A 20,339-nucleotide genomic window follows, 5' to 3' on the forward strand; every position below is an offset into this window, starting at 1 on the left:
CGTCATGGAAAAGGACGGGCGCGGCCGCGCCCTTGGCAGCGGCCACGCCCGTGGGGCCCGCTCGCATGCGGGCCGTGGCTCGTGTCGGGGGGAAAGCATCACTCCTTCTTCCAAGACGCCTACCGGGTTAGCTGACGGGTTCGGGCGTGGAAGTGGCCCTACGGCGGCTCTCACCTGACGGGAGGGACGCGCCGATTCACCCCGGGGGACCGGTATGCCCGTCCGGAAGCGGACTTCCGGACGCCGGTCGATATGGGTCCCCGGCTCCGCACGCGGGCGGACTCGGCGTTGCCTCACCGGAACCCTGGGTCGCGTCGTGACGCGCGCTCAGCGCCATGCACGCGTCGGCGTGCGCACGATCGGCCGGGTCCGGCCTTGCGGGGGGACGGCACGTGGAGCGTGCCGCCGGGACGCGGCGCCTGGACGGTGCCGCGCGGGGCCGCGGCGCCTGGTGGGCGTCGCGGGGCTCGGGCGCCTGGCGGGCGCCCGGGTGATGCAAAGGTACCAAAGCCCCATCAGAAGGCAAACCCCCCCAAAATCAACAACGGACCAGGTCAAAGCCTGGTCCGCTGCCGATGAGGTCTGCCGGGGGCGTCGCTCAGGGCCGTCCCGCGCCGTAGTAGTTCGACACGTAGTAGCCCGAGGAGATGTCGGCGATCCTGACGACGTCGCCGGTGTGCGGGGCGTGGATCATCTTGCCGCCGCCCACGTACATGCCGACGTGCCCGAGGCCGCTGAAGAACACCAGGTCGCCCGGCTGGAGGTCGCTCTTGTCGACCCGCTTGGTCGCCGCGTACTGCGAGTTCGTCGTGCGGGTGATGCTGACGCCCGCCGCGCCCCAGGCGCGCATCGTCAGCCCGGAGCAGTCGAAGGAGTCCGGGCCCGCCGCGCCGTAGACGTACGGCTTGCCGAGCTGGGCGTAGGCGTAGTTCAGGGCGGTGCGCGCCGAGCCGCTGGCCGGGCCGTTGTAGGTCCCGCCGGTGCCGCCGCTGCCGCCGGTCTTGCTCGGGGTCTTCTCGCCCAGCTTGGCCAGCAGCTTCTTCTGCTCCTGGACCTGCTTGTCGAGCTCCTTCTTCTTGTCCTTCAGCTCCTTGGCCTTGCCCGCGACGTCGTCGTAGGCGGCCTGGGCCGTCGCCCGCTCCCGGCGCAGCCGCTGGGTCGCGGCGAGGAACTGGGTGAGCTGCGAGCTGCGCTCCTGCGACAGGTGCGTGAAGACGGCGGCCTGGTCGAGGATCGCCTGCGGGTCGTCGCTGCTGACGAACCCGGACACGTCGGAGGTGTCGCCGTTCTTGTACGCGGTGGCCGCCATCTGCGCGATCCTGGACCGCTGCTGCTCGAACGCGGTCTCCTCGCCCTTGCTCGACTTCTTCGCGGCGTCGAGCTTCTTCTTGGCGATCTTGAGCTGCTCGTTGACCTTGTTGTACTTCTCGACGTTCTGGTCAACCTGCTCGTTGAGCTTGGTGAGCTTCTTGCGCACGTCCGCCGCCTTCGGCTTGGGCGCCGCGTGCGCCACCACCGGGGGGAAGGCGAAGGTCGCCGTCGCCGCGAGGCAGGCCACTGCCACCACGCGGCGGGCCGCGCCACCGGGCGCGAGATATCTCCGCCGGTCACGCGATTGCGCTGAGGCCCCGATGAAATCACTGGCCACGGTCGAATTCGCCCCTCTCGCTCCACGACGTCAGCCGACGACACTAGCGAGGCACAACAACCGTCACAACCGAAACATCACATCTTGATTGACTTCTCCCGCGTACGTCCACTTTCCGTGATAGCAAGATCACCGACAGTCGGAGTGGACGTCCGCGCAGGTCACGAGGCAACTGTGCCGGGTCATGAGCGGCCGAGGCGGCGCAGGAGCAGGGTGGACGGCGCGGGGCGTGCACCGGCGCGGCGTGCCGCGTCCGCGACCTCGCGGTCGGCCGAGACCACCACGACGGCCCGGCCCGGCGGTTCGGCCCGCACCAGGTCGCCGATCAGCTCGTCGGCGGTCTGCCCCGGGTTGCTGAACAGCACCCGCACCCCGCGCGGCGCCCCGACCGGCACCGGCGCGTCCAGGTCCGCGCCGTCGAACACGCACGTCACCTCCGCGCGGGTCTGCGCGGCCAGGCCGCCGAGGCCCGACACGAGGCGGTTGCGCTGGTCCGACAGCGGCAGCTCGCCGTAGCCGGTCTTGGTGACGTTGTAGCCGTCCACGACGAGGTGGACCTGCGGCAGCGTCAGCAGCTGGTCGAGGAGCTGCGGGTCGCTGTCGGACAGCACGCGGCCCGGCAGCGCCCGGTGCCCCGTCCGCTCGGGCTCCTGCCCGCCGACGACGTCGGCCGGGCGCCCGATCGTGGACGGCAGCGCCAGCTCGGTCCGCACGCCGCGCGCCGCGTCCACCAGCGTGTCCAGCAGCATCCGCAGCCGGACGTCGTCGACGTTGCGGCCCTCGCGCGCGGCCCGCTTGGCGGCCTCCGCCGCCGCCTCGGCCTGCGCGGCGCGGGCGCGCAGCTTGCGCAGCTCCTTGTCGGCGGCGGCGGTCGACTCGCGCGCGGCGGCCAGCTCGCGCTCCGCGCCCGCCGCGAGCAGCTCCGCGCTCGCCTGCGTGTCGCGCGCCCGCGTCCGCGCCTCGTGCAGCTTGCGGCGCAGCTCGGCGATCTCGGCCTTGGCGGCGCGCAGGTCGGTGCGCAGCTTCTCGACCTCCCCGGCGCGCGCCGCGCGGGCGGCGGCCAGCTCCTCGCGCAGCGCGGCGAAGCGCCGCTCGGCGGCCTCCTCCTCCGACGCCGACACCGAGCGCTCCAGCTCCGCGCGCGCCGCCTCGACCAGGCCCGTCCATCCGGCGGGGCGCAGCAGGTAGGCCAGCACCGCGACGCGGACGGGATCGGCGGCGGGCGGCACGACCCCGCCCTCCACCGCCTCCACCAGCTCCGGCTGCGCCTCGCGCGGCGGCCCGGCGACCCGCCGCCGGAACGCGTCGTCCTTCTCCAGCAGCGCGGCGATGTGCTGACCGGCGAGCTTGGCGCGCTTGCGCCGCTCGAACCGCGCGAACCGGCGCAGCGGCATCGGCACCTCGTCGATCGGCAGCGCGCCGATCAGCTCGGCGGCCGCCTCCACCACGCCCTGCCGGACGGCCTCCGGCAGGGGCCCGCCCAGCTGCTCGGGGGCGCCTGGGCTCGCTTCGGGGCTGTTGATGGTCCCGCTCCTTCCGGGCTTGCCGCCGGTGGGCCGAGTCTTCCCGAGCGCCACACACCCTAACCAGCGGGAATGCAGGGACGGGCCCGCTCCGCATGCGGGATCGGGCCGGACGCGCCGAACCCCCGAGCCGTCCCCCGTGGCCCCCACCCGGCGGGACGTGCCGGCGCGGGACCAACCCTAGCGGCACGGACTTCTGTCGGTGGCGTCCTCTACGGTCCCGGGCATGACGGCTGCGCACGTCCAGGGCACCCTGGACGACCTCGGTACGCCCCTGTCCGGCGTCACCTTCGTGGTGGTCGACCTGGAGACGACCGGCGGCTCGGCGGCCGACTCGGCGATCACCGAGATCGGCGCGGTGAAGGTGCGCGGCGGGGAGGAGCTCGGGGAGCTCGGCACGCTGGTCGACCCGGGCGGACCTGTCCCGCCGTTCATCACGGCGCTGACCGGCATCACCACCGCCATGGTGACCGCCGCCCCCCGGATCGAGTCGGTGCTCCCCGCGTTCCTGGAGTTCGCGCGCGGCTGCGTGCTCGTCGCGCACAACGCGCCGTTCGACATCGGGTTCCTCAAGGCGGCGTGCGCCGAGCACGGCTACGCCTGGCCGAAGTTCACCGTCGTCGACACCGTCGACCTGGCGCGCCGCGTCCTGTCCAAGGACGAGGTGCCCAACTGCAAGCTCGGCACGCTCGCCCGGTTCTTCCGCACGAGCACCGAGCCGACGCACCGCGCCCTCGCCGACGCCCGCGCCACCGTGGAGGTGCTGCACGGGCTCATCGAGCGGCTCGGCTCGTTCGGCGTGACGTCACTGGAGGAGATGCGCGGCTTCGCCAAGGCGCCCACGCCCGAGCAGCGCCGCAAGCGCCACCTCGCCGACGACGTCCCGTCCGCGCCCGGCGTGTACCTGTTCGAGGACGACGCGGGCGAGGCGCTGTACGTCGGCAAGAGCGGCGACCTGCGGTCGCGGGTGCGCAGCTACTTCACCGGGTCGGAGACGCGGCGCCGCGTCCGGGAGATGGTGGGGCTCGCCGAGCGGGTCCGGACGATCGTGTGCGCGACCGGCCTGGAGGCCGAGGTCCGCGAGCTGCGGCTGATCGCCGAGCGCAAGCCCCGCTACAACCGCCGCTCGAAGTTCCCCGAGCGGGCGCTGTGGCTGAAGCTCACCGCCGAGCCGTTCCCGCGGCTGTCGATCGTCCGCGAGATCCGCGACGACGGCGCCCGCTACCTCGGCCCCATCTCCTCGCGGCGGCAGGCCGAGGAGGCGCGCGCCGCGCTGCACGAGGCCGTCCCGCTGCGGCAGTGCACGCAGCGGATCACGCTCCGGCTGGTCGAGAGCGGCCGGCTGCACGCCTGCGCGCTCGCCGAGATGGGCCACTGCGGCGCCCCCTGCGACGGCAGCGAGGCCCTCGACGCCTACACCGCCCACGTCGCCGCCGCGCAGACGATCATGGAGGGGGACGCGCGTCCGGTGGTGACCGCCGCGCGGGCCCGCATCGACCGGCTCTCGCGCGAGCTGCGCTACGAGGAGGCCGCCGCCCAGCGCGACCGGCTGGCCGCGTTCGTCCGCGCCGCCGCGCGCGGGCAGCGGCTCACCGCGTTCGCGCGGCTGCGGCAGCTCGTGGCGGCGCGCCCCGCCTTCGACGACGGCTGGGAGCTGGCGGTCGTCCGGTACGGGCGGCTCGCCGCGGCCGGAACGGTCCCACCGCGCGCCGACCCCTGGCCCTACGTGCACGCCCTCACCGCCACCGCCGAGACCGTGTTCCCGCCGGTGGGCGGCGCGCCCGGCGGCGTCCCGCTCGGCACCGCGCCCGGTGGCGGGGCAGGCGGCGGCGCCACCGCCGAGGAGATGGAGTGCGTGCTGCGCTGGCTCGACCTGCCCGGCGTCCGCCTCGTCGAGGTGGACGGCGAGTGGACGTGCCCCGCGCACGGCGCCGAGGGCCTGCGCGGCTGGATCGACAACGCCTACGCCGCCCACGACCCGGAGTCGGCCGGGCGGAGCCGCCCGCTGAGATGACGCCCGCGGAGGTGACGGGCGTTGAGGTGACGACGGCTAAAGTGACCGGCGAGGTCCCGGTGGTGGGCGCCGGGTGACGGAGAGGACGTCGAGCACCGCATGGCCCTGCCCCTCTACGACAGCCAGCCCGCGCGGCGCGTCCCCTGGGTGACCTACCTGCTGGTCGCGGCCAACGTCGTGGTGTTCCTGCTGACCCCGATGTCGAACTTCGCCACCTGGTACGGCGAGGACCGCGCCCGCGAGTGCGAGGCGGTGCGCTTCAGCTACGAGTACGGCGCCGTCCCGAAGGAGCTGACCACCGGCGTCCAGCAGCCGCTGCCGGCCGACGCCGTCGAGGAGTGCGGGCCCGCCGGCTTCACCAAGCGCCCCTGGACGTCCGCGTTCTCCTCGATGTTCCTGCACTCGGGCGCCCTGCACCTGCTGGGCAACCTGGTGGCGCTGTTCGTCGTCGGGATGGGCGTCGAGGACCGGCTCGGACGGCTGCGCTACCTCGTCGCCTACCTGCTGTTCGGGCTCGTCGCCGTCTACGGCTTCGCCTACACCTCGGCCGGGTCGACGGTCCCGCTGATCGGCGCGTCCGGCGCGATCGCGGGCGTGATGGGCGCCTACGTGATCCTGAACCCGCGCGGCCGCATCGTCAGCTACGTCCCACCGGTGATCATCGTGCGGCTGCCGGTGTGGGTGGTGCTCGGGTACTGGTTCGTCCTGCAATGGCTGTCGCTCGGCGACGAGGAGAGCAACGTCGCCTACACCGCGCACATCTACGGCTTCGCCGCCGGGGTGGTGTTCGCCCTGCTGGCCCGCCGCGCGGGCCCCGCGCGCCGCCCGGTGGCCCTGAGCCGGGGCTGATCGGCCGCCCGATAGGGTTGGGCCATCCGCACGTGCAGGGCGAAGGGGCAGGAGGGTGCCGGTGGTCACCGCCATCGTGTTCGTCAAGGCCGACGTCGCGCGCATCCACGAGGTCGCCGAGACGATCGCGGCGCTGGACGGCGTCAGCGAGGTCTACTCCGTCACCGGTGGGCACGACCTCATGGCGATGGTCCGCGTCCGGGAGCACGACGAGCTGAACGACGTGATCCCGGGGCGGCTCAACAAGGTGCCCGGCATCCTCGACACCGAGACGCACATCGCGTTCCGCACCTACTCCCAGCACGACCTTGAGCAGGCGTTCGCGCTCGGCCTGCCCGACGCCGACTAGCGCGCGCCCACCAGCAGCGACACCGTGTTCCCGCAGGGGCGGGCGGCGAAGCCCCGCGCGCCCCGGTAGACGGCGCCGGGCGGCCAGCTCACCGTGTTGGACGCCATCACGCGGCCCGGCGCGTTGACGACGAACGCGGGCGCGGGGATCTCGCGGAGCGCCGGGACGATCTCGTTCTCGAAGGTGCGGGCGAACACGTCGGCGGCGGCGACCCCGGCGAACGCGCCGCCCACCCGGACCGGCGCCGACAGCGTCAGCACGTACTCGTCGCTGCACAGGTAGTCGACGTAGGGGCCGCAGACGGTCCGCTCGGCGCCGCCGCGCGGGCCGGTGAACCACTCCCAGCCGGTGTAGTCGTACAGGGCGCTGCTGTCGGGGTCGAGGTCGGGCAGCAGCTGGGACGGTGCGCCGGACGGCCCGCTCTGCCACCACTCCAGGTACCAGGGGGCGTCGGCGAGCAGGCCGGGAGCGGCGATGAAGCCCAGCCCGCAGACCAGGTCGCCGAGGTGGGGGAGCAGCAGCGGGCGCAGCGGGGCGAGGTCGGCGCGGACGGGGGCGCGCCCGGCGGCGGCGACCTCGGCGAGGCGCCGCGACGACGCGTCCCGCACCAGGCCGACGGTCGCGAACACGTCGTCGAGGGTCGCGTGGACGCGCGCGACGGCCGCGCTGACGGCCGGGTCGACGGCCGAGTCGGCGGCCGGGCACGCGGTGGCGCGGGCCGCCGGTAGCTCGGAGCGCATGGGACACCTCGGGAGTCAGAGGGCGAGCCGTCGTTCAATCAGATGTTCTACCGCATTCGCGACGTGACTTTCAGCGACATCGCGGGCCCGCCCGTCCTCGCCCCGGGCGATGGCCTCGACGAGCGCCGCGTGCTCGGCGCGAATCCGGGCGGCGGCCTCGGGACGCGCGTGCGCGGCGAGGATCAGCGGCCCGATGTCGGCCTGGAGCCGCACCTCCTCCCGGGTGAGCCGGACCGACTGGGACGCGGCGGCGACCTCCAGGTGGAACCGCCCGTCCAGGCGGCACAGCCGGGGGCCCGGGCCCGCCTCGTCCATCTCGGCGAGCGAGCGCCGCAGCCGGTCGACGTCGCCGGGCAGCGAGCGCAGCGCCGCCAGCCGCGCGGCGGCGCCCGCGATGGCCGCGTAGTGGTCGCCGAGGTCGCGCAGCTCCTCGGCGGCGAGCGGTCGCAGCCGCCCGGCCAGGTCGAACGGGCGGACCGGGGCGCGGACGAAGCTCCCGCCGCCGCGTCCCCGCCGGGTCTCGATGAGGCCCTGCTGACGCAAGGCCATCAGCGCCTCGCGTAGGGTGACCGTCGACACGCCGAGGTGCCCGGCGAGGTCGGTCTCGCTGGGCAGCTGCTCCCCGTCGGCGAGCAGCCCGAGCGCGATCGCGTCGCCCAGCCGGCGGACCACCGCGTGCACCCGCGCGGTGTTGTCGACCGGGGCGAACACGACGAGACGCGCGCTGTCCATCGGGCCCCCTCCCGCCGGCGTCGACTCAGTGATACCGGATCCGCACTTGAACTAAAACTTATGAATCCATATGTTTTGCTCCCATGTCGGTTTCAGCGGTGCGGATCCGCGGCCTCCGCAAGGCCTTCGGCGCGGTCGAGGCGGTCGCGGGCGTCGACCTCGACATCGGGGACGGCGAGTTCTTCTCGATGCTCGGCCCGTCCGGGTCGGGCAAGACCACCGTGCTCCGGCTGATCGCGGGGTTCGAGCGGCCCACCGCCGGAACGGTCGAACTGGCCGGGCGGGACGTCACGTCGCTCCCGCCGTTCGAGCGCGACGTCAACACCGTCTTCCAGGACTACGCGCTGTTCCCGCACCTGGACGTGCTCCGCAACGTCGAGTACGGGCTGAAGGTGCGGCGGGTTCCGCGCGCCGAGCGGCGCGCGCGGGCCCGGGAGGCGCTGCGCGGCGTCCGGCTGGAGGGCCTGGAGGCGCGGCGCCCGGCGGAGCTGTCGGGCGGCCAGCGGCAGCGGGTCGCGCTGGCCCGCGCGCTGGTCAACGAGCCCCGCGTGCTGCTGCTGGACGAGCCGCTCGGCGCGCTCGACCTGCGGTTGCGCGAGGAGATGCAGGCCGAGCTGAAGGCCATCCAGCGCCGCGCCGGGATCACGTTCGTGTTCGTCACCCACGACCAGGAGGAGGCGCTGACGCTCAGCGACCGGGTCGCGGTCCTGGACCGCGGCCGGATCGAGCAGGTCGGCACGCCCGCGCAGGTGTACGAGCGTCCGGCGACGGCGTTCGTGGCGGGCTTCGTCGGCACCTCCAACCGCGTCGGGGACGTCCGCGTCCGCCCGGAGAAGCTCCACGTCCACGGGGCTGACACGGCACGCGAGCCGGGCCAGGGGGACCGGCACGCGTTCGGCACGGTCGCGGACGTCGTCTACGCGGGCGCGCTCACCCGGGTCGTCGTCGACCTGGACTCGGGCGAGCGGGTCGTCGCGCTCCGGCAGAACCTCGCGGCCGCAGCGGACGCGCCGCACCGGCCGGGCGAGCGCGTCCGCGTCGGCTGGCACTCCGCGCACGAATTCCGGGTGACGGACGACGCGGCCGAGTCGGCGTCCGTCTCCTGAACCGCACGCACATCTCCTTCCTCACCCCCGAAATAAGGAGTTCCCATGTGGTCCACGCGCGTGGCGCTCGCCGCCACGGCAGCGCTGGCGATCGGACTGACCGGCGCCTGCGGCGACGGCGATTCGGCAGGCAAGGCGACCGGTGCCGGGCAGGGCGGGTTCACGGTCCCGAAGATCGCGGCGCGGCAGTCGCTCGGCGCGGGCGAGGGCCGGGTCGACCTGGTCGCCTGGGCCGGGTACGCCGAGGACGGCTCCAACGACAAGAAGGTCGACTGGGTCCACCCGTTCGAGAAGCAGACCGGCTGCAAGGTCAACACCAAGATCGCCGGGACGTCCGACGAGATGGTCACGCTGATGCGGACGGGCGAGTACGACGCGGTGTCCGCGTCCGGCGACGCCTCGCTGCGGCTCATCGCCTCCGGCACGGTCGCGCCCGTCAACACCGCGCTCGTGCCGAACTACGCCGACGTGTTCCCCGGCCTGAAGCTCAAGCCGTGGAACTCGGTGAACGGCGTCGCCTACGGCATCCCCCACGGGCGCGGCGCGAACCTGCTGATGTGGCGGTCGGACAAGGTGAAGCCCGCGCCCGCGTCCTGGGGCGCGGTGTTCGACGCGAACTCGCCCTACAAGGGCAAGGTCACCGGCTACGACTCGCCGATCTACATCGCGGACGCGGCGCTGTACCTGATGTCGTCCCGTCCCGAACTCGGGATCAAGGACCCGTACGCGCTCGACCAGAAGCAGTTCGACGCGGCCGTCGCGCTGCTGAAGACGCAGCGCGGCCTGATCGGCGAGTACTGGTCGGACTACACCAAGGAGGTCCAGGCGTTCAAGAGCGGCGACTCGGTGCTCGGGACGACCTGGCAGGTCATCGCCAACCTCGCCAAGGCCGAGAAGGCGCCGGTGGAGGTGGCGCTGCCCAAGGAGGGCTCGACCGGCTGGTCGGACACGTGGATGGTCGGTGCCAAGGCCAAGCACCCGAACTGCGCCTACAAGTGGATGGACTGGATCGTCTCGCCGAAGGCGAACGCCCAGGTCGCCGAGTGGTTCGGTGAGGCTCCGGCCAACGCCAGGGCGTGCGGGCTGACCGCGGACAAGAAGTTCTGCGACACCTTCCACGCCACCGACGAGACCTACTTCTCCAAGGTGCGCTTCTGGACGACGCCGATCGCGCAGTGCCTCGACGGCCGCAAGGACGTCAAGTGCGTGGACTACGCCAAGTGGACCCAGGCGTGGACGACGATCAAGGGCTGACCGCGGTCGCCCCGACGGCCCGTCCGGCGCCGGGACTCCGGCGCCGGGCGGCGGCCGTGCTGCACCGCCGTCCCCGGCTGCGCCTGACGCTGCTGCTGTCGGCCCCGCTCGCCTGGCTGGTGCCCGGCTACCTCGGCGCGCTCGCCGCGATCTTCCTGACCGCGTTCTGGACGACCGACACCTTCACCGGCGAGGTCGTCCACCAGTACACGCTCGACAACTTCCGGACGCTCTGGGACGAGCCCGTCTACCGGACGATCGCGCTGCGCAGCGTCGGCGTCGCCGCCGCCGTGACCGCGATCGACATGGCGATCGGGCTGCCGATGGCGTTCGCCATGGCCAAGGTCGCGAAGCCGCGGTGGCGCCCGTACCTGGTGGTCGCGGTCCTCGCGCCGCTGTGGGCGCCCTACCTCGTCAAGGCGTACGCGTGGCGGGTCATGCTGGCGAACGGGGGCCTCGCCGACGAGGCGCTCGGCCCGTTCGGGCTGTCGGGCCCCGGCTACGGGCTCACCGCGACCGTCCTCGTGCTCGCCTACCTGTGGCTGCCGTACATGATCCTGCCCGTCTACACCGGACTGGAGCGGCTGCCCGACTCGCTGCTGGACGCCTCCGGCGACCTCGGCGCGCGGCCGCTGCGCACGCTCCGCGCCGTCGTGCTGCCGATGGTCTTCCCCTCGCTGGTCGCAGGGTCGGTCTTCACGTTCTCGCTCTCGCTCGGCGACTACATCACCGTGAAGATCGTCGGCGGCCGGACGCAGCTGCTCGGCAACGTCGTCTACGACAACGTCGGCGCCGCCAACAACCTGCCGTTCGCCGCCGCCGTCGCCACGGTCCCCGTCCTGGTGATGCTGGCCTACCTCGCCGCCGCCCGCCGCACCGGCGCGCTCAGGGAGCTGTGATGACCCTCTCGCCCGCGGCCCGCGCCGCGCTGCGCGCCGTGCTGGTCCTCGGCCTGGCGGTGATCTACGTCCCGCTGCTGGTCGTGCTGGTCAACTCCGTCAACGCCGACCGGGCGTTCGGATGGCCGCCGACGTCGTTCACCGGACGCTGGTGGACGCACGCGATGGACGACCCGGGCGCCCGGCGCGCCGTCCTCACCAGCGTCAAGGCCGGGCTCGGCGCGACGGCGATCGCGCTCGTCCTCGGCACCGCCGCCGCGTTCGCGGTGGCCCGGCACCGCTTCTTCGGACGCGAGGCCGTGTCGCTGGCCGTCGTGCTGCCGATCGCGCTGCCCGGCATCGTCACCGGCATCGCGCTCAGCAACGCCTTCCAGGTCGTGCTGAAGCCGCTCGGCGTCGGGCTCGGCCTGTTCACCGTCATCGCCGGGCACGCGACGTTCTGCGTGGTCACGATCTACAACAACGTCCTCGCCCGGCTGCGCCGCACCGGGACGAGCCTGGAGGAGGCGTCCGCCGACCTCGGCGCCGACACCTTCCAGACGCTCCGGTACGTCACGTTCCCGGCGCTGCGCTCGGCGATGCTCGCCGGGGGGCTGCTGTCGTTCGCGCTGTCCTTCGACGAGATCATCGTGACCACGTTCACCGCCGGGCCCGGCGCGCAGACGCTGCCGATCTGGATCTTCGGCAACCTGTTCCGGCCGAACCAGGCGCCGGTCGTCAACGTGCTGGCCGCCGCCATGATCGTGCTGTCGGTGGTGCCGATCTGGCTCGCGCAGCGGCTCTCGTCCGGCGCCCGCTCGCCCGTGTGAGGGGCCCGCGTCAGGCGCGCAGGCCCTGGGAGACCTCGATCCAGCGGTCCAGCAGGGCGCTCGCCGCGCCGGAGTCGATCGCCGCCGCAGCCCGCTCGTAGGCGGCGCCCAGCGTCGCGGTGAGCGCGTCCGCGGGCGGCGCGCCCTCGAACGCGGTGATCAGCGCGGCGGCGTTCAGCAGCACCATGTCGCGGACGGCGCCGGGCGCCCCCGCGAACACCTCGCGCGCCACCCGGCCGTTGAACGCGGCGTCGGCGCCGCGCAGGTCCTCCGGCTTGGCGGGCGCGATCCCAAGGTCGGCCGGGTCGAACGTCGTCTCCACCGCCGCCCCGTCGCGGACCACCCACACCGCGGACGTGCCGGTCGTCGTCAGCTCGTCCAGCCCGTCGTCGCCCCGGAACACCAGCGACGAGCAGCCCCGCGAGGCGAACACGCCCGCGACGACCCCCGCCATGCGGGGATGGAACACCCCCACCGCCTGCGCGGGGGGACGCGCCGGGTTCGTCAGCGGGCCGAGGAAGTTGAACACCGTCGGCGTGCCGAGCTCGCCGCGCGCCTTGGACGCGTACCGCAGCGCGGGGTGGAACATCGGCGCGAAGCAGAACGTGATGCCGGTCTCCTCCGCGACCCGCGCGGTCGCCTCCGGCCGCAGGTCGATCGCGACGCCGAGGTGCTCCAGCAGGTCGGCGGCGCCGCACGAGGAGGAGGCGGCCCGGTTGCCGTGCTTGACGACCTTCACCCCGGACGCGGCGCCCACCACGGCCGCCATCGTGGAGATGTTGACGGTGTGGGCGCGGTCGCCGCCCGTCCCGACCAGGTCGGCGAAGCGGCCGGCCACGGTGATCGGGGTGGCGTTGTCCATCATGCCGTCGGCGAGCCCGGACACCTCGGCGACCGTCTCGCCCTTGGCCCGCATCGCGACCGCGAAGCCCGCGATCTGCACGTCCGTGGCCTCCCCGGCCATGATGCGGTTCATGGCCCAGGCGGTCTCCTCGCTGGTCAGCGAGTCGCCGTCGAGGAGGGCGTTCAGCAGTGCGGGCCACGTCGTGCGGGCGTCCATGTCGCTCCGGGGAAGTTCGTCCGGGGGTGATGCGCCCCGGGCTCAATCTGTTCTGGCCCACCCGACCTGAACAGGCCTGCGGGCCCGGCCTGTGCTCGCCAGGCTCCGCCTACAGGGCGGGGAGGCGGCTCTCGGCGCGCTGCCGCATCAGCCCGGCGAGCGCGGTGGCGAGGGCCATCGGGTCCAGCGGGAGGCTGACCACGGCGTCGGCGCGCGACCAGGTCGCGAGCCAGCCGTCGTCGCGGCGCGCGATGATCGCCAGGACCGGCGGGCAGTCGTAGACCTCGTCCTTGGCCTGCCGGCACACGCCGAGGCCTCCGGCGGGCTGCGCCTCGCCGTCCACGACCAGCACGTCGATGTCGCCCTCGTCGAGCCGCGCCACCACGGCGGGCTGGGTCGCGATCTCCACGAACTCGACCCGGGGGACGTCGGCGGCGGGGCGGCGGCCGACCGCCATCCGGATCTGGGCGCGGGTGTTCGCGTCGTCGCTGTAGACGAGAACCTTCATCGGGCTCTCCGTGCTCTCCGGGGCGGTGCTCATGGCACCGAAGGGTACCGCCTCGCGCAAGCCTACCTGTGGGGGGACGACCCCCCACGCCCTCCGGAACGACCTCTGCGTACGAGATCAGGCCCGGTGCCGCCAGGGGAGAGCCACCGGAGAGGTCCTCCGGTACGGCGCGCCGTGACACGCTCGGGGAACTCTAGAAGGGGGGTCATGCGTCACTCACTGGATAGGGGCGCAATAATGCTGCCCGTGACAGCATCCGCGATAGAGACAACACCTCACGCACGGGCAAATCGTCCCAATCTGGTCAGCGTGGGGACGATCGTCTGGCTGTCGTCCGAGCTGATGTTCTTCGCGGCGCTGTTCGCGATGTTCTTCACGATCCGCTCCGTGACGATCGGCCAGTCCGGGCACGGCGCGTGGCCCGGCGCCCCGCTGAACCTGCCGCTGTCGGCGGTCAACACCACCGTCCTGGTGCTGTCCTCGGTGACGTGCCAGATGGGCGTGTTCAAGGCGGAGGCGGGCAAGGTCGGCCGGGACGGCGGCCTGCTGAACTTCCGGCGGTGGGGGCTGCGCGAGTGGTACGTGCTGTCGTTCCTCATGGGCGCCTACTTCGTCGCCGGGCAGGCGTACGAGTACTACAGCCTGGTCACGAAGGACGGCCTCACGCTGTCCTCGTCGGCCTACGGCTCGGTCTTCTACCTGACCACCGGCTTCCACGGCCTGCACGTCACCGGCGGGCTCGTCGCGTTCCTGTTCGTCCTCGGACGGACCTACGCCGCCAAGCGCTGGACGCACGAGCAGGCCACGAGCGCGATCGTCGTGTCCTACTACTGGCACTTCGTCGACGTGGTGTGGATCGGCCTGTTCGCCACCATCTACCTGCTCGACTGACGTGACGCCGTGACCTGCTCGACGACCTGCTCGAACCACCAGACGACATGACCCGAACGGGGATTTCCGTGAGAAGGATCACCGCATGGCGACGGCGCCCCTGGGCGGGCTACGCCGTCGTGCTGGCGGCCCTGGCGGCGATCGGCGCCATCTACGCCGGCTTCTCGCCGCAGACCGGCCGCGCCGAGGCGGAGGGCACCGCCGCGGCCGCGCAGGACCTGGGCAACGGCAAGCAGCTGTTCAACAAGAACTGCGCCAGCTGCCACGGCCTGAACGCCGAGGGCACCAAGGACGCCAAGGGCAAGCCGATCGCCCCGAGCCTCATCGGCGTCGGCGCCGCGTCCGTCGACTTCCAGGTCAGCACGGGCCGCATGCCCGCGATGAACCCGGGCGCGCAGATGCCGCGCAAGAGGCCGATCCCCGCCTTCGACACCTCGATCAAGACCGACTACGAGGAGAAGGAGAAGCGGGAGGAGGCCGAGAAGCAGAAGGCCGAGGCCGAGAAGAACCTGGCCGACCTGCGCGCCTACATCGCCTCGCTCGGCAACGGGCCGGACGTCCCCCCGGCCTCGGCGGTCGACCCGAAGACCGGCAACGTCGCCCTCGGCGGCAAGCTGTTCCGCACCAACTGCGCCCAGTGCCACAACTTCACCGGCCAGGGCGGCGCGCTGACCGGCGGCAAGTACGCGCCGCCGCTGAACAACAGCGACGTCACGCCCACCCAGATCTACGAGGCCATGCTGACGGGCCCGCAGGCGATGCCGGTGTTCAACGACACCACGCTCACGCCCAAGGACAAGCAGGCGATCATCGCCTACCTCGTCCAGACGCGCGAGGAGCCGAACCCGGGCGGTAACGGCCTCGGCCGCATCGGCCCGGTGTCGGAGGGCCTGGCCGGCTGGCTGATCGGGATCGGCCTGCTGGTGCTGGCAGCCATGTGGATCACCGCGAAGAAGCCGAAGAAGCTGAAGAAGTCATGAGCGACGACAACAAGGACACCGGCGGCGCCGCGGGCTCGGACGAGCCGCGCGAGGGCGCCCGGCCTGAGGAGGCCCCGCGCGAGCGGGTGATCCGCACGCCGTCCCCGGCCAGGGACAGGGAACTGCTCGCCGAGGGCGACATCTCGGCCCCGGCGGGCGCGGGAGAGCAGCTCGACGAGGCGTCGGCCAAGCGGGCCGAACGCGTCGTCGCGACGTTCTTCCTGGTCGCCTTCGCCGCCAGCGTGGGCTTCATCGCCTACTACATCGGCTGGAGCGGCCGCGACGGCGGCATGCACGGCGTCGACCGGGCCCGCGAGTCCAACTTCTGGCTCGGCGGCCTGATGGCGCTGTCGTTCCTCGCCCTCGCGATCGGCGTCACGATCTGGGTGCGGCGGCTGATGACCAGCAAGCCGATCGTCCAGGAGCGGCACCTGCCCGCCGCCGACGAGCAGACCCGCGCCGCCTTCAACGAGGACTTCATGGAGGGCGCGGCCGACAGCGGCATCACGCGGCGGCCGCTGCTGCGCCGCACGCTGCTGCTGGCCTCGGCGCCGCTCGGGCTGGCCCCGCTGGTGCTGCTGCGCGACCTCGGCCCGCTGCCGGAGAAGAAGCTCCGCAGCACGTTCTGGGCCAAGGCCGTCGAGGAGGCGCACAAGCAGGGCAAGAAGGGCGTCCGGCTGGTCGTGGACGGCACCAACAAGCCGCTGCGGGTCAGCGACTTCTCCTCGCCCGGCTCGATGATCACCGTCCTGCCGGAGGGGATCGAGGAGCACGTCCCCGAGGACCGGGTGCTCACCGAGACCGCCAAGGCCGTGACGATCCTCATCAACATCCCCGAGGACCAGTTCAAGCCCGCCAAGGGCCGGGAGAACTGGCACGTCAACGGGATCGTGGCGTACTCCAAGATCTGCACGCACGTCGGCTGCCCGGCCGCGCTGTACGAGCAGACCACGCACCACATCCTGTGCCCGTGCCACCAGTCGACCTTCGACGCCACCAACGCCGCGAAGGTCGTGTTCGGCCCGGCGGCCCGTCCGCTGCCCCAGCTTCCGCTGTCGGTCGAGGACGGCTACATCGTCGCCACCAGCGACTACCACGAGCCGATCGGCCCGAGCTTCTGGGAGCGCGGATGAGCCAGACGACAGCTCCGCAACCGGTCGACGCCTCGCTGAACTGGCTGGACGACCGGCTCGGCTCCACCACCTTCTTCAAGCGGAACCTGAAGAAGGTGTTTCCCGACCACTGGTCGTTCATGCTGGGCGAGATCGCCCTGTACTCCTTCATCATCCTGCTGCTGACCGGGACGTTCCTGACGCTCTGGTTCCAGCCGAGCATGCAGGAGGTCGTGTACAACGGCTCGTACACGAAGCTGAACGGCGTCAAGATGTCGCAGGCCTACGCCTCGACGCTGGAGATCAGCTTCGACGTGCGCGGCGGCCTGCTGATGCGGCAGATCCACCACTGGGCCGCGGTCCTGTTCATGGCCTCGATCCTGGCGCACATGCTGCGGGTGTTCTTCACCGGCGCCTACCGCAAGCCGCGCGAGCTGAACTGGCTGATCGGCATCGGCATGTTCACGCTCGGCATGCTGGAGGGCCTGTTCGGCTACTCGCTGCCCGACGACCTGCTGTCGGGCACCGGACTGCGGATCACCCAGGGCGTCGCGGAGTCGATCCCGCTGGTCGGCACCTACCTGTACATGTTCCTGTTCGGCGGCGAGTTCCCCGGCCAGGACATCGTGCCCCGGCTGTTCACGATCCACGTGCTGCTGATCCCGGGCCTGATCCTCGGCATGGTCACCGCGCACATGATGATCATGTGGCACCAGAAGCACACCGCCATGCCGGTCAAGAACCAGTCCGAGGAGCAGGTGTACGGCTACCCGTTCTACCCGGTCTTCATGGCCAAGACGGGCGCCTACTTCCTGTTCACCTTCGGGGTGCTCGCCCTGATGGGGGCCTTCGTCCAGATCAACCCGATCTGGCTGTTCGGCCCCTATGACCCGGGCGCGATCTCGGCGGGCTCCCAGCCCGACTGGTACATGGGCGTGCTGGAAGGCGCGCTGCGCATCATGCCGAACTGGGAGATCTCGGCCTGGGGCCACACGGTCAGCTTCAACGTGCTGATCCCGGCGACGGTGCCGCTCGGCATCATCTTCACCGGCGCGGCGGCCTGGCCGTTCGTCGAGGCGTGGGTGACCGGCGACAAGCGGCACCACAACGTCAACACGCGTCCGCGCAACGCCCCGGTCCGCACGGCGACGGGCATGGCCGCGGTGGCGTTCTACGGGCTGCTGTGGCTCGCGGGCGGCAACGACGTCCTGGCCGACAAGTTCCATGTGTCGCTGTTCGCCACGACGTGGTTCTTTCGGGTCGCGGTCTTCGTCGGGCCGTTCCTGGCGTTCATCATCACCAAGCGGATCTGCCTGGGCCTCCAGCGCAAGGACGCGAACATCATCGGGCACGGCGAGGAGTCCGGCATCATCATGATGTCGCCGGACGGCCGGTACTCCGAGCGGCACGAGCCGGCGCGCGAGGAGAAGCGGGTGACGATCCTGTCCAAGGAGAACACCCGTCCCGAGGCGCCCGCCAAGGACGCCCGCGGGATTCCGGCGCCGGGCTCCAAGGGCCCGCTCGGGCACCTGCGCTCGCGTCTCAACCGCGCCTGGACCTTCGACGACATCCCCGTCGAGGAGCACGAGGGCGGGCACGGCGAGCACGAAGGCGAGCACGGCGAGGTCGAGGGCGGCAGGGAGTCCAAGCCGCTCAGCCGCTGACCGGCGCCGCGATGTCGCTGGAAGGGGCCCGTCACCGCACATGCGGTGGCGGGCCCCTCCGCATTCCCCCAGGTTTCGGACGATGACCAGGACGCTGTTCGTCACCAACGACTTCCCGCCGCGTCCGGGCGGCATCCAGGCGTTCGTGCACGGCCTCGCGGCGCGCCGCCCGCCCGGCTCGGTCGTCGTGTACGCGCCCGCGTGGGAGGGCGCGGCGGAGTTCGACGCGCGGCAGCCGTTCCCGGTCGTCCGGCACCCGGGGTCGCTGATGCTGCCGGTTCCGGGCGTGCTGCGCCGCGCGCGGGACGTGCTGCACGCGGAGGGCTGCGACTCGGTCGTCTTCGGCGCGGCGGCGCCGCTCGGGCTGCTGGCGCCCGCGCTGCGACGGAGCGGCGCGCGGCGGCTCGTCGGGATCACGCACGGGCACGAGGCGGGCTGGGCGTCGCTGCCGGTCGCGGACGCCGTCCTGCGCCGCATCGCCGACGGCGTGGACGTGCTGACCTACCTGGGCGAGTACACGCGGTCGCGGATGGCGCGGGCGCTGTCGCCGGACGCGGCGGACCGCATGGCGCGGCTCGCCCCCGGCGTCGACGAGCAGCTGTTCCGGCGCGGCGCGGGAGGCGCGGAGATCCGCGCGCGGCACGGCCTGTCCGACCGTCCGGTGGCGGTGTGCGTGTCGCGCCTCGTGCCGCGCAAGGGGCAGGACGCGCTGATCCACGCATGGCCGCGCGTCCTGAAGCGGGTCCCGGACGCGGCGCTGCTGCTCGTCGGCGGCGGCCCCTACCGCGCCGAGCTGGAGCGACTGGCGGCGGCCGTCGGCGTGACCGGCTCGGTGGTGTTCGCCGGGAACGTCCCGTGGGAGGAGCTTCCGGCGCACCACGACGCGGGCGATGTGTTCGCGATGCCGTGCCGCACCCGCCGCCGCGGCCTGGACGTGGAGGGCCTCGGCATCGTCTACCTGGAGGCGTCCGCGACCGGGCTGCCGGTGGTCGCGGGCGACTCCGGCGGCGCGCCCGACGCCGTCCTCGACGGTGAGACCGGCGTGGTCGTGCCGGGCCGGTCCGTCGCCCGCGTCGCCGACGCGGTCGCCGCCCTCCTCGCCGATCCCGCGCGGGCCCGCGCGATGGGGGAGCGGGGCCGCGCGTGGGTGGAACGGGAGTGGCGCTGGGAGCTCCAGGCGGCACGGCTGGGGGCTCTGCTCGGCCACTGAGGTGTGGCTCCATGGTCAGGAACGGGAATCCCTAGGTCATGGCACGTTTCGCGGCGCGTCATGAGGGTGCGAGGATGCGGGATATGGAGAACGCGGACATCGAGGACGCTTGGGCCCGGGCTCCGGGGGAGGCCGCGCGCTGGCTGCACGAGCTCGATCCCGACCACTGCTATTCGGGCTTCGAGCCCCCGCGAAGCCCCGACTCGGCGTGGCTCCTGCACGCGATGTACGCGTGGGAGGAGGGCCTCGTCACCACGACCCACGACGACGTCCACCAGACGGTGACGGCGGCGGGGCTCGTCGAGTCGGCCGATCCCGCCGCCGAGGTCCCGGGCGACGTGGGCGACCTGCTGGAGGGCGCGATCGTCACCGGCACCGAGCTCGGCCGCAGCGGCGACCCGGGCGCGGGGTGGCGGCGGCTGCGCTGGCGGGAGCTGGCGCGCGGGTTCGGGGAGCCGGTCGTCCCGGAGGGGGAGCTGCCGGGCAACCGCTGCCTGCGCCAGGGCCACCCCACCGGGAGCTGGTCGGCGGCGATCCAGCCGCCCGCCGAGGGCTGCCTGGACCGGGAGAGCTGGCACCGGCTCGTCGCCGTGCTGCTGCGGCACAGCCCCGCCGGCGCCGACACGCGCTGCCTCGCCTACTACTGCCCGCTGGTCACGGCCGACTGGGACAACGAGACCGTGCTCGCGGGGCGGCTCGGCGACGCGGCGCGGCTGTACGACCATCCGGCGATGGCGAGCTGCCCGTCCGACTTCTGGTCGGCCGACCGGTCGTGGGTCGTCTACTGCGACTGGGACCTGTGGGGCACCAAGGTCGTCGGGCCGACGGAGCTGGTCGAGGCCGTGCTCGCCGACCCGGAGCTGGAGGCCGTCCGGCTGCCCTGGACGCGCTGAGCCGGCGGGTCCGGGCACGCTGGGTCGCCGCGTCCTCGCGCGTCGAAGATCAGACTTGGGTCGCATGCGCGGCGCGGCCGGGGCTGAGATGATCGTGC

The 20,339-nt window shown here is 72.8% G+C and carries 19 protein-coding genes and 1 riboswitch; of the genes, 13 read left to right on the plus strand and 6 right to left on the minus strand.

Translation table 11 applies throughout. The features are described 5' to 3' along the window. Positions 1 to 102 precede the first annotated feature (102 nt). Positions 103 to 298: riboswitch (cyclic di-AMP (ydaO/yuaA leader) on the minus strand. Positions 299 to 598: 300 nt separating this feature from the next. Together K2F47_RS40500 and K2F47_RS06715 are read right to left on the minus strand one after the other, a co-directional pair. Next, positions 599 to 1,558 carry a C40 family peptidase gene (locus K2F47_RS40500; RefSeq protein WP_308198375.1) on the minus strand — a complete coding sequence of 320 codons (960 nt, stop codon included), beginning with the start codon at positions 1,556 to 1,558 and terminating at the stop codon, positions 599 to 601. A 272-nt stretch (positions 1,559 to 1,830) separates the two neighbouring features. After that, positions 1,831 to 3,042, minus strand: a complete 1,212-nt coding sequence (locus K2F47_RS06715; RefSeq protein WP_372490835.1) for an NYN domain-containing protein — start codon at positions 3,040 to 3,042, stop codon at positions 1,831 to 1,833. A gap of 355 nt (positions 3,043 to 3,397) precedes the next feature. Here K2F47_RS06715 and K2F47_RS06720 point away from each other — a divergent pair, with 355 nt between their 5' ends. The 3 genes from K2F47_RS06720 (at position 3,398) to K2F47_RS06730 (ending at position 6,383) form a co-directional block, all read left to right on the plus strand. Continuing rightward, positions 3,398 to 5,185, plus strand: a complete 1,788-nt coding sequence (locus K2F47_RS06720) for a DEDD exonuclease domain-containing protein (protein WP_242901879.1) — start codon at positions 3,398 to 3,400, stop codon at positions 5,183 to 5,185. A 99-nt stretch (positions 5,186 to 5,284) separates the two neighbouring features. After that, a complete protein-coding gene (locus K2F47_RS06725; protein ID WP_242901880.1) occupies positions 5,285 to 6,034 on the plus strand; it encodes a rhomboid family intramembrane serine protease in 750 nt (249 codons plus the stop codon). Between the two features lie 61 nt (positions 6,035 to 6,095). Then, positions 6,096 to 6,383 carry an Lrp/AsnC family transcriptional regulator gene (locus K2F47_RS06730; RefSeq protein WP_242901881.1) on the plus strand — a complete coding sequence of 96 codons (288 nt, stop codon included), beginning with the start codon at positions 6,096 to 6,098 and terminating at the stop codon, positions 6,381 to 6,383. Here K2F47_RS06730 and K2F47_RS06735 read toward each other — a convergent pair. Continuing rightward, positions 6,380 to 7,123 carry a PDC sensor domain-containing protein gene (locus K2F47_RS06735; protein WP_242901882.1) on the minus strand — a complete coding sequence of 248 codons (744 nt, stop codon included), beginning with the start codon at positions 7,121 to 7,123 and terminating at the stop codon, positions 6,380 to 6,382. The genes K2F47_RS06730 and K2F47_RS06735 overlap by 4 nt on opposite strands. A 15-nt stretch (positions 7,124 to 7,138) precedes the next feature. Further along, a complete protein-coding gene (locus tag K2F47_RS06740) occupies positions 7,139 to 7,855 on the minus strand; it encodes a FadR/GntR family transcriptional regulator (RefSeq protein ID WP_242901883.1) in 717 nt (238 codons plus the stop codon). A gap of 83 nt (positions 7,856 to 7,938) precedes the next feature. Here K2F47_RS06740 and K2F47_RS06745 point away from each other — a divergent pair, with 83 nt between their 5' ends. From K2F47_RS06745 to K2F47_RS06760, 4 genes are read left to right on the plus strand one after another with little or no spacing between them, the layout of a single operon-like run. Then, positions 7,939 to 8,961 (plus strand): ABC transporter ATP-binding protein, encoded by a 1,023-nt coding sequence (locus tag K2F47_RS06745; RefSeq protein ID WP_242901884.1) that lies wholly within the window; start codon positions 7,939 to 7,941, stop codon positions 8,959 to 8,961. 45 nt (positions 8,962 to 9,006) lie between these two features. Next, on the plus strand, positions 9,007 to 10,215 hold the full coding sequence (locus tag K2F47_RS06750) for an ABC transporter substrate-binding protein (RefSeq protein WP_242901885.1): 1,209 nt from the start codon (positions 9,007 to 9,009) through the stop codon (positions 10,213 to 10,215). Next, on the plus strand, positions 10,194 to 11,114 hold the full coding sequence (locus tag K2F47_RS41275) for an ABC transporter permease (RefSeq protein ID WP_242901886.1): 921 nt from the start codon (positions 10,194 to 10,196) through the stop codon (positions 11,112 to 11,114). Before K2F47_RS06750 ends, K2F47_RS41275 begins: the two co-directional genes overlap by 22 nt. Beyond that, the gene (locus tag K2F47_RS06760) at positions 11,114 to 11,923 is read left to right on the plus strand and encodes an ABC transporter permease (RefSeq protein WP_242901887.1); all 810 of its coding nucleotides are present in this window, start codon (positions 11,114 to 11,116) and stop codon (positions 11,921 to 11,923) included. The genes K2F47_RS41275 and K2F47_RS06760 overlap by 1 nt, the downstream gene beginning before the upstream one ends. Positions 11,924 to 11,933: 10 nt before the next feature. Here the strand turns inward: K2F47_RS06760 and trpD are convergent, their stop codons facing one another. Then, a complete protein-coding gene (gene trpD / locus K2F47_RS06765; RefSeq protein WP_242901888.1) occupies positions 11,934 to 12,983 on the minus strand; it encodes an anthranilate phosphoribosyltransferase in 1,050 nt (349 codons plus the stop codon). Positions 12,984 to 13,092: 109 nt separating this feature from the next. After that, entirely contained in the window at positions 13,093 to 13,524 is a 432-nt protein-coding gene (locus K2F47_RS06770; protein WP_242901889.1) for a response regulator, read from the minus strand. Between the two features lie 204 nt (positions 13,525 to 13,728). Between K2F47_RS06770 and ctaE the strand changes: the two genes are divergently transcribed. The 6 genes from ctaE (at position 13,729) to K2F47_RS06800 (ending at position 20,241) form a co-directional block, all read left to right on the plus strand. Continuing rightward, the gene (ctaE, locus tag K2F47_RS06775; protein ID WP_173390992.1) at positions 13,729 to 14,382 is read left to right on the plus strand and encodes an aa3-type cytochrome oxidase subunit III; all 654 of its coding nucleotides are present in this window, start codon (positions 13,729 to 13,731) and stop codon (positions 14,380 to 14,382) included. 68 nt (positions 14,383 to 14,450) lie between these two features. Further along, the gene (qcrC, locus tag K2F47_RS06780) at positions 14,451 to 15,362 is read left to right on the plus strand and encodes a cytochrome bc1 complex diheme cytochrome c subunit (protein ID WP_242901890.1); all 912 of its coding nucleotides are present in this window, start codon (positions 14,451 to 14,453) and stop codon (positions 15,360 to 15,362) included. Continuing rightward, positions 15,359 to 16,495 carry a cytochrome bc1 complex Rieske iron-sulfur subunit gene (gene qcrA, locus K2F47_RS06785; protein ID WP_242901891.1) on the plus strand — a complete coding sequence of 379 codons (1,137 nt, stop codon included), beginning with the start codon at positions 15,359 to 15,361 and terminating at the stop codon, positions 16,493 to 16,495. The genes qcrC and qcrA overlap by 4 nt, the downstream gene beginning before the upstream one ends. Then, a complete protein-coding gene (qcrB, locus tag K2F47_RS06790; RefSeq protein ID WP_242901892.1) occupies positions 16,492 to 18,138 on the plus strand; it encodes a cytochrome bc1 complex cytochrome b subunit in 1,647 nt (548 codons plus the stop codon). The genes qcrA and qcrB overlap by 4 nt, the downstream gene beginning before the upstream one ends. Positions 18,139 to 18,220: 82 nt before the next feature. Then, a complete protein-coding gene (locus tag K2F47_RS06795) occupies positions 18,221 to 19,348 on the plus strand; it encodes a glycosyltransferase family 4 protein (protein WP_242901893.1) in 1,128 nt (375 codons plus the stop codon). An 83-nt stretch (positions 19,349 to 19,431) separates the two neighbouring features. Then, a complete protein-coding gene (locus K2F47_RS06800) occupies positions 19,432 to 20,241 on the plus strand; it encodes a hypothetical protein (protein ID WP_242901894.1) in 810 nt (269 codons plus the stop codon). Positions 20,242 to 20,339 lie beyond the last annotated feature (98 nt).

This window comes from Actinomadura terrae (assembly GCF_022751215.1).
Classification (GTDB): domain Bacteria; phylum Actinomycetota; class Actinomycetes; order Streptosporangiales; family Streptosporangiaceae; genus Spirillospora; species Spirillospora terrae.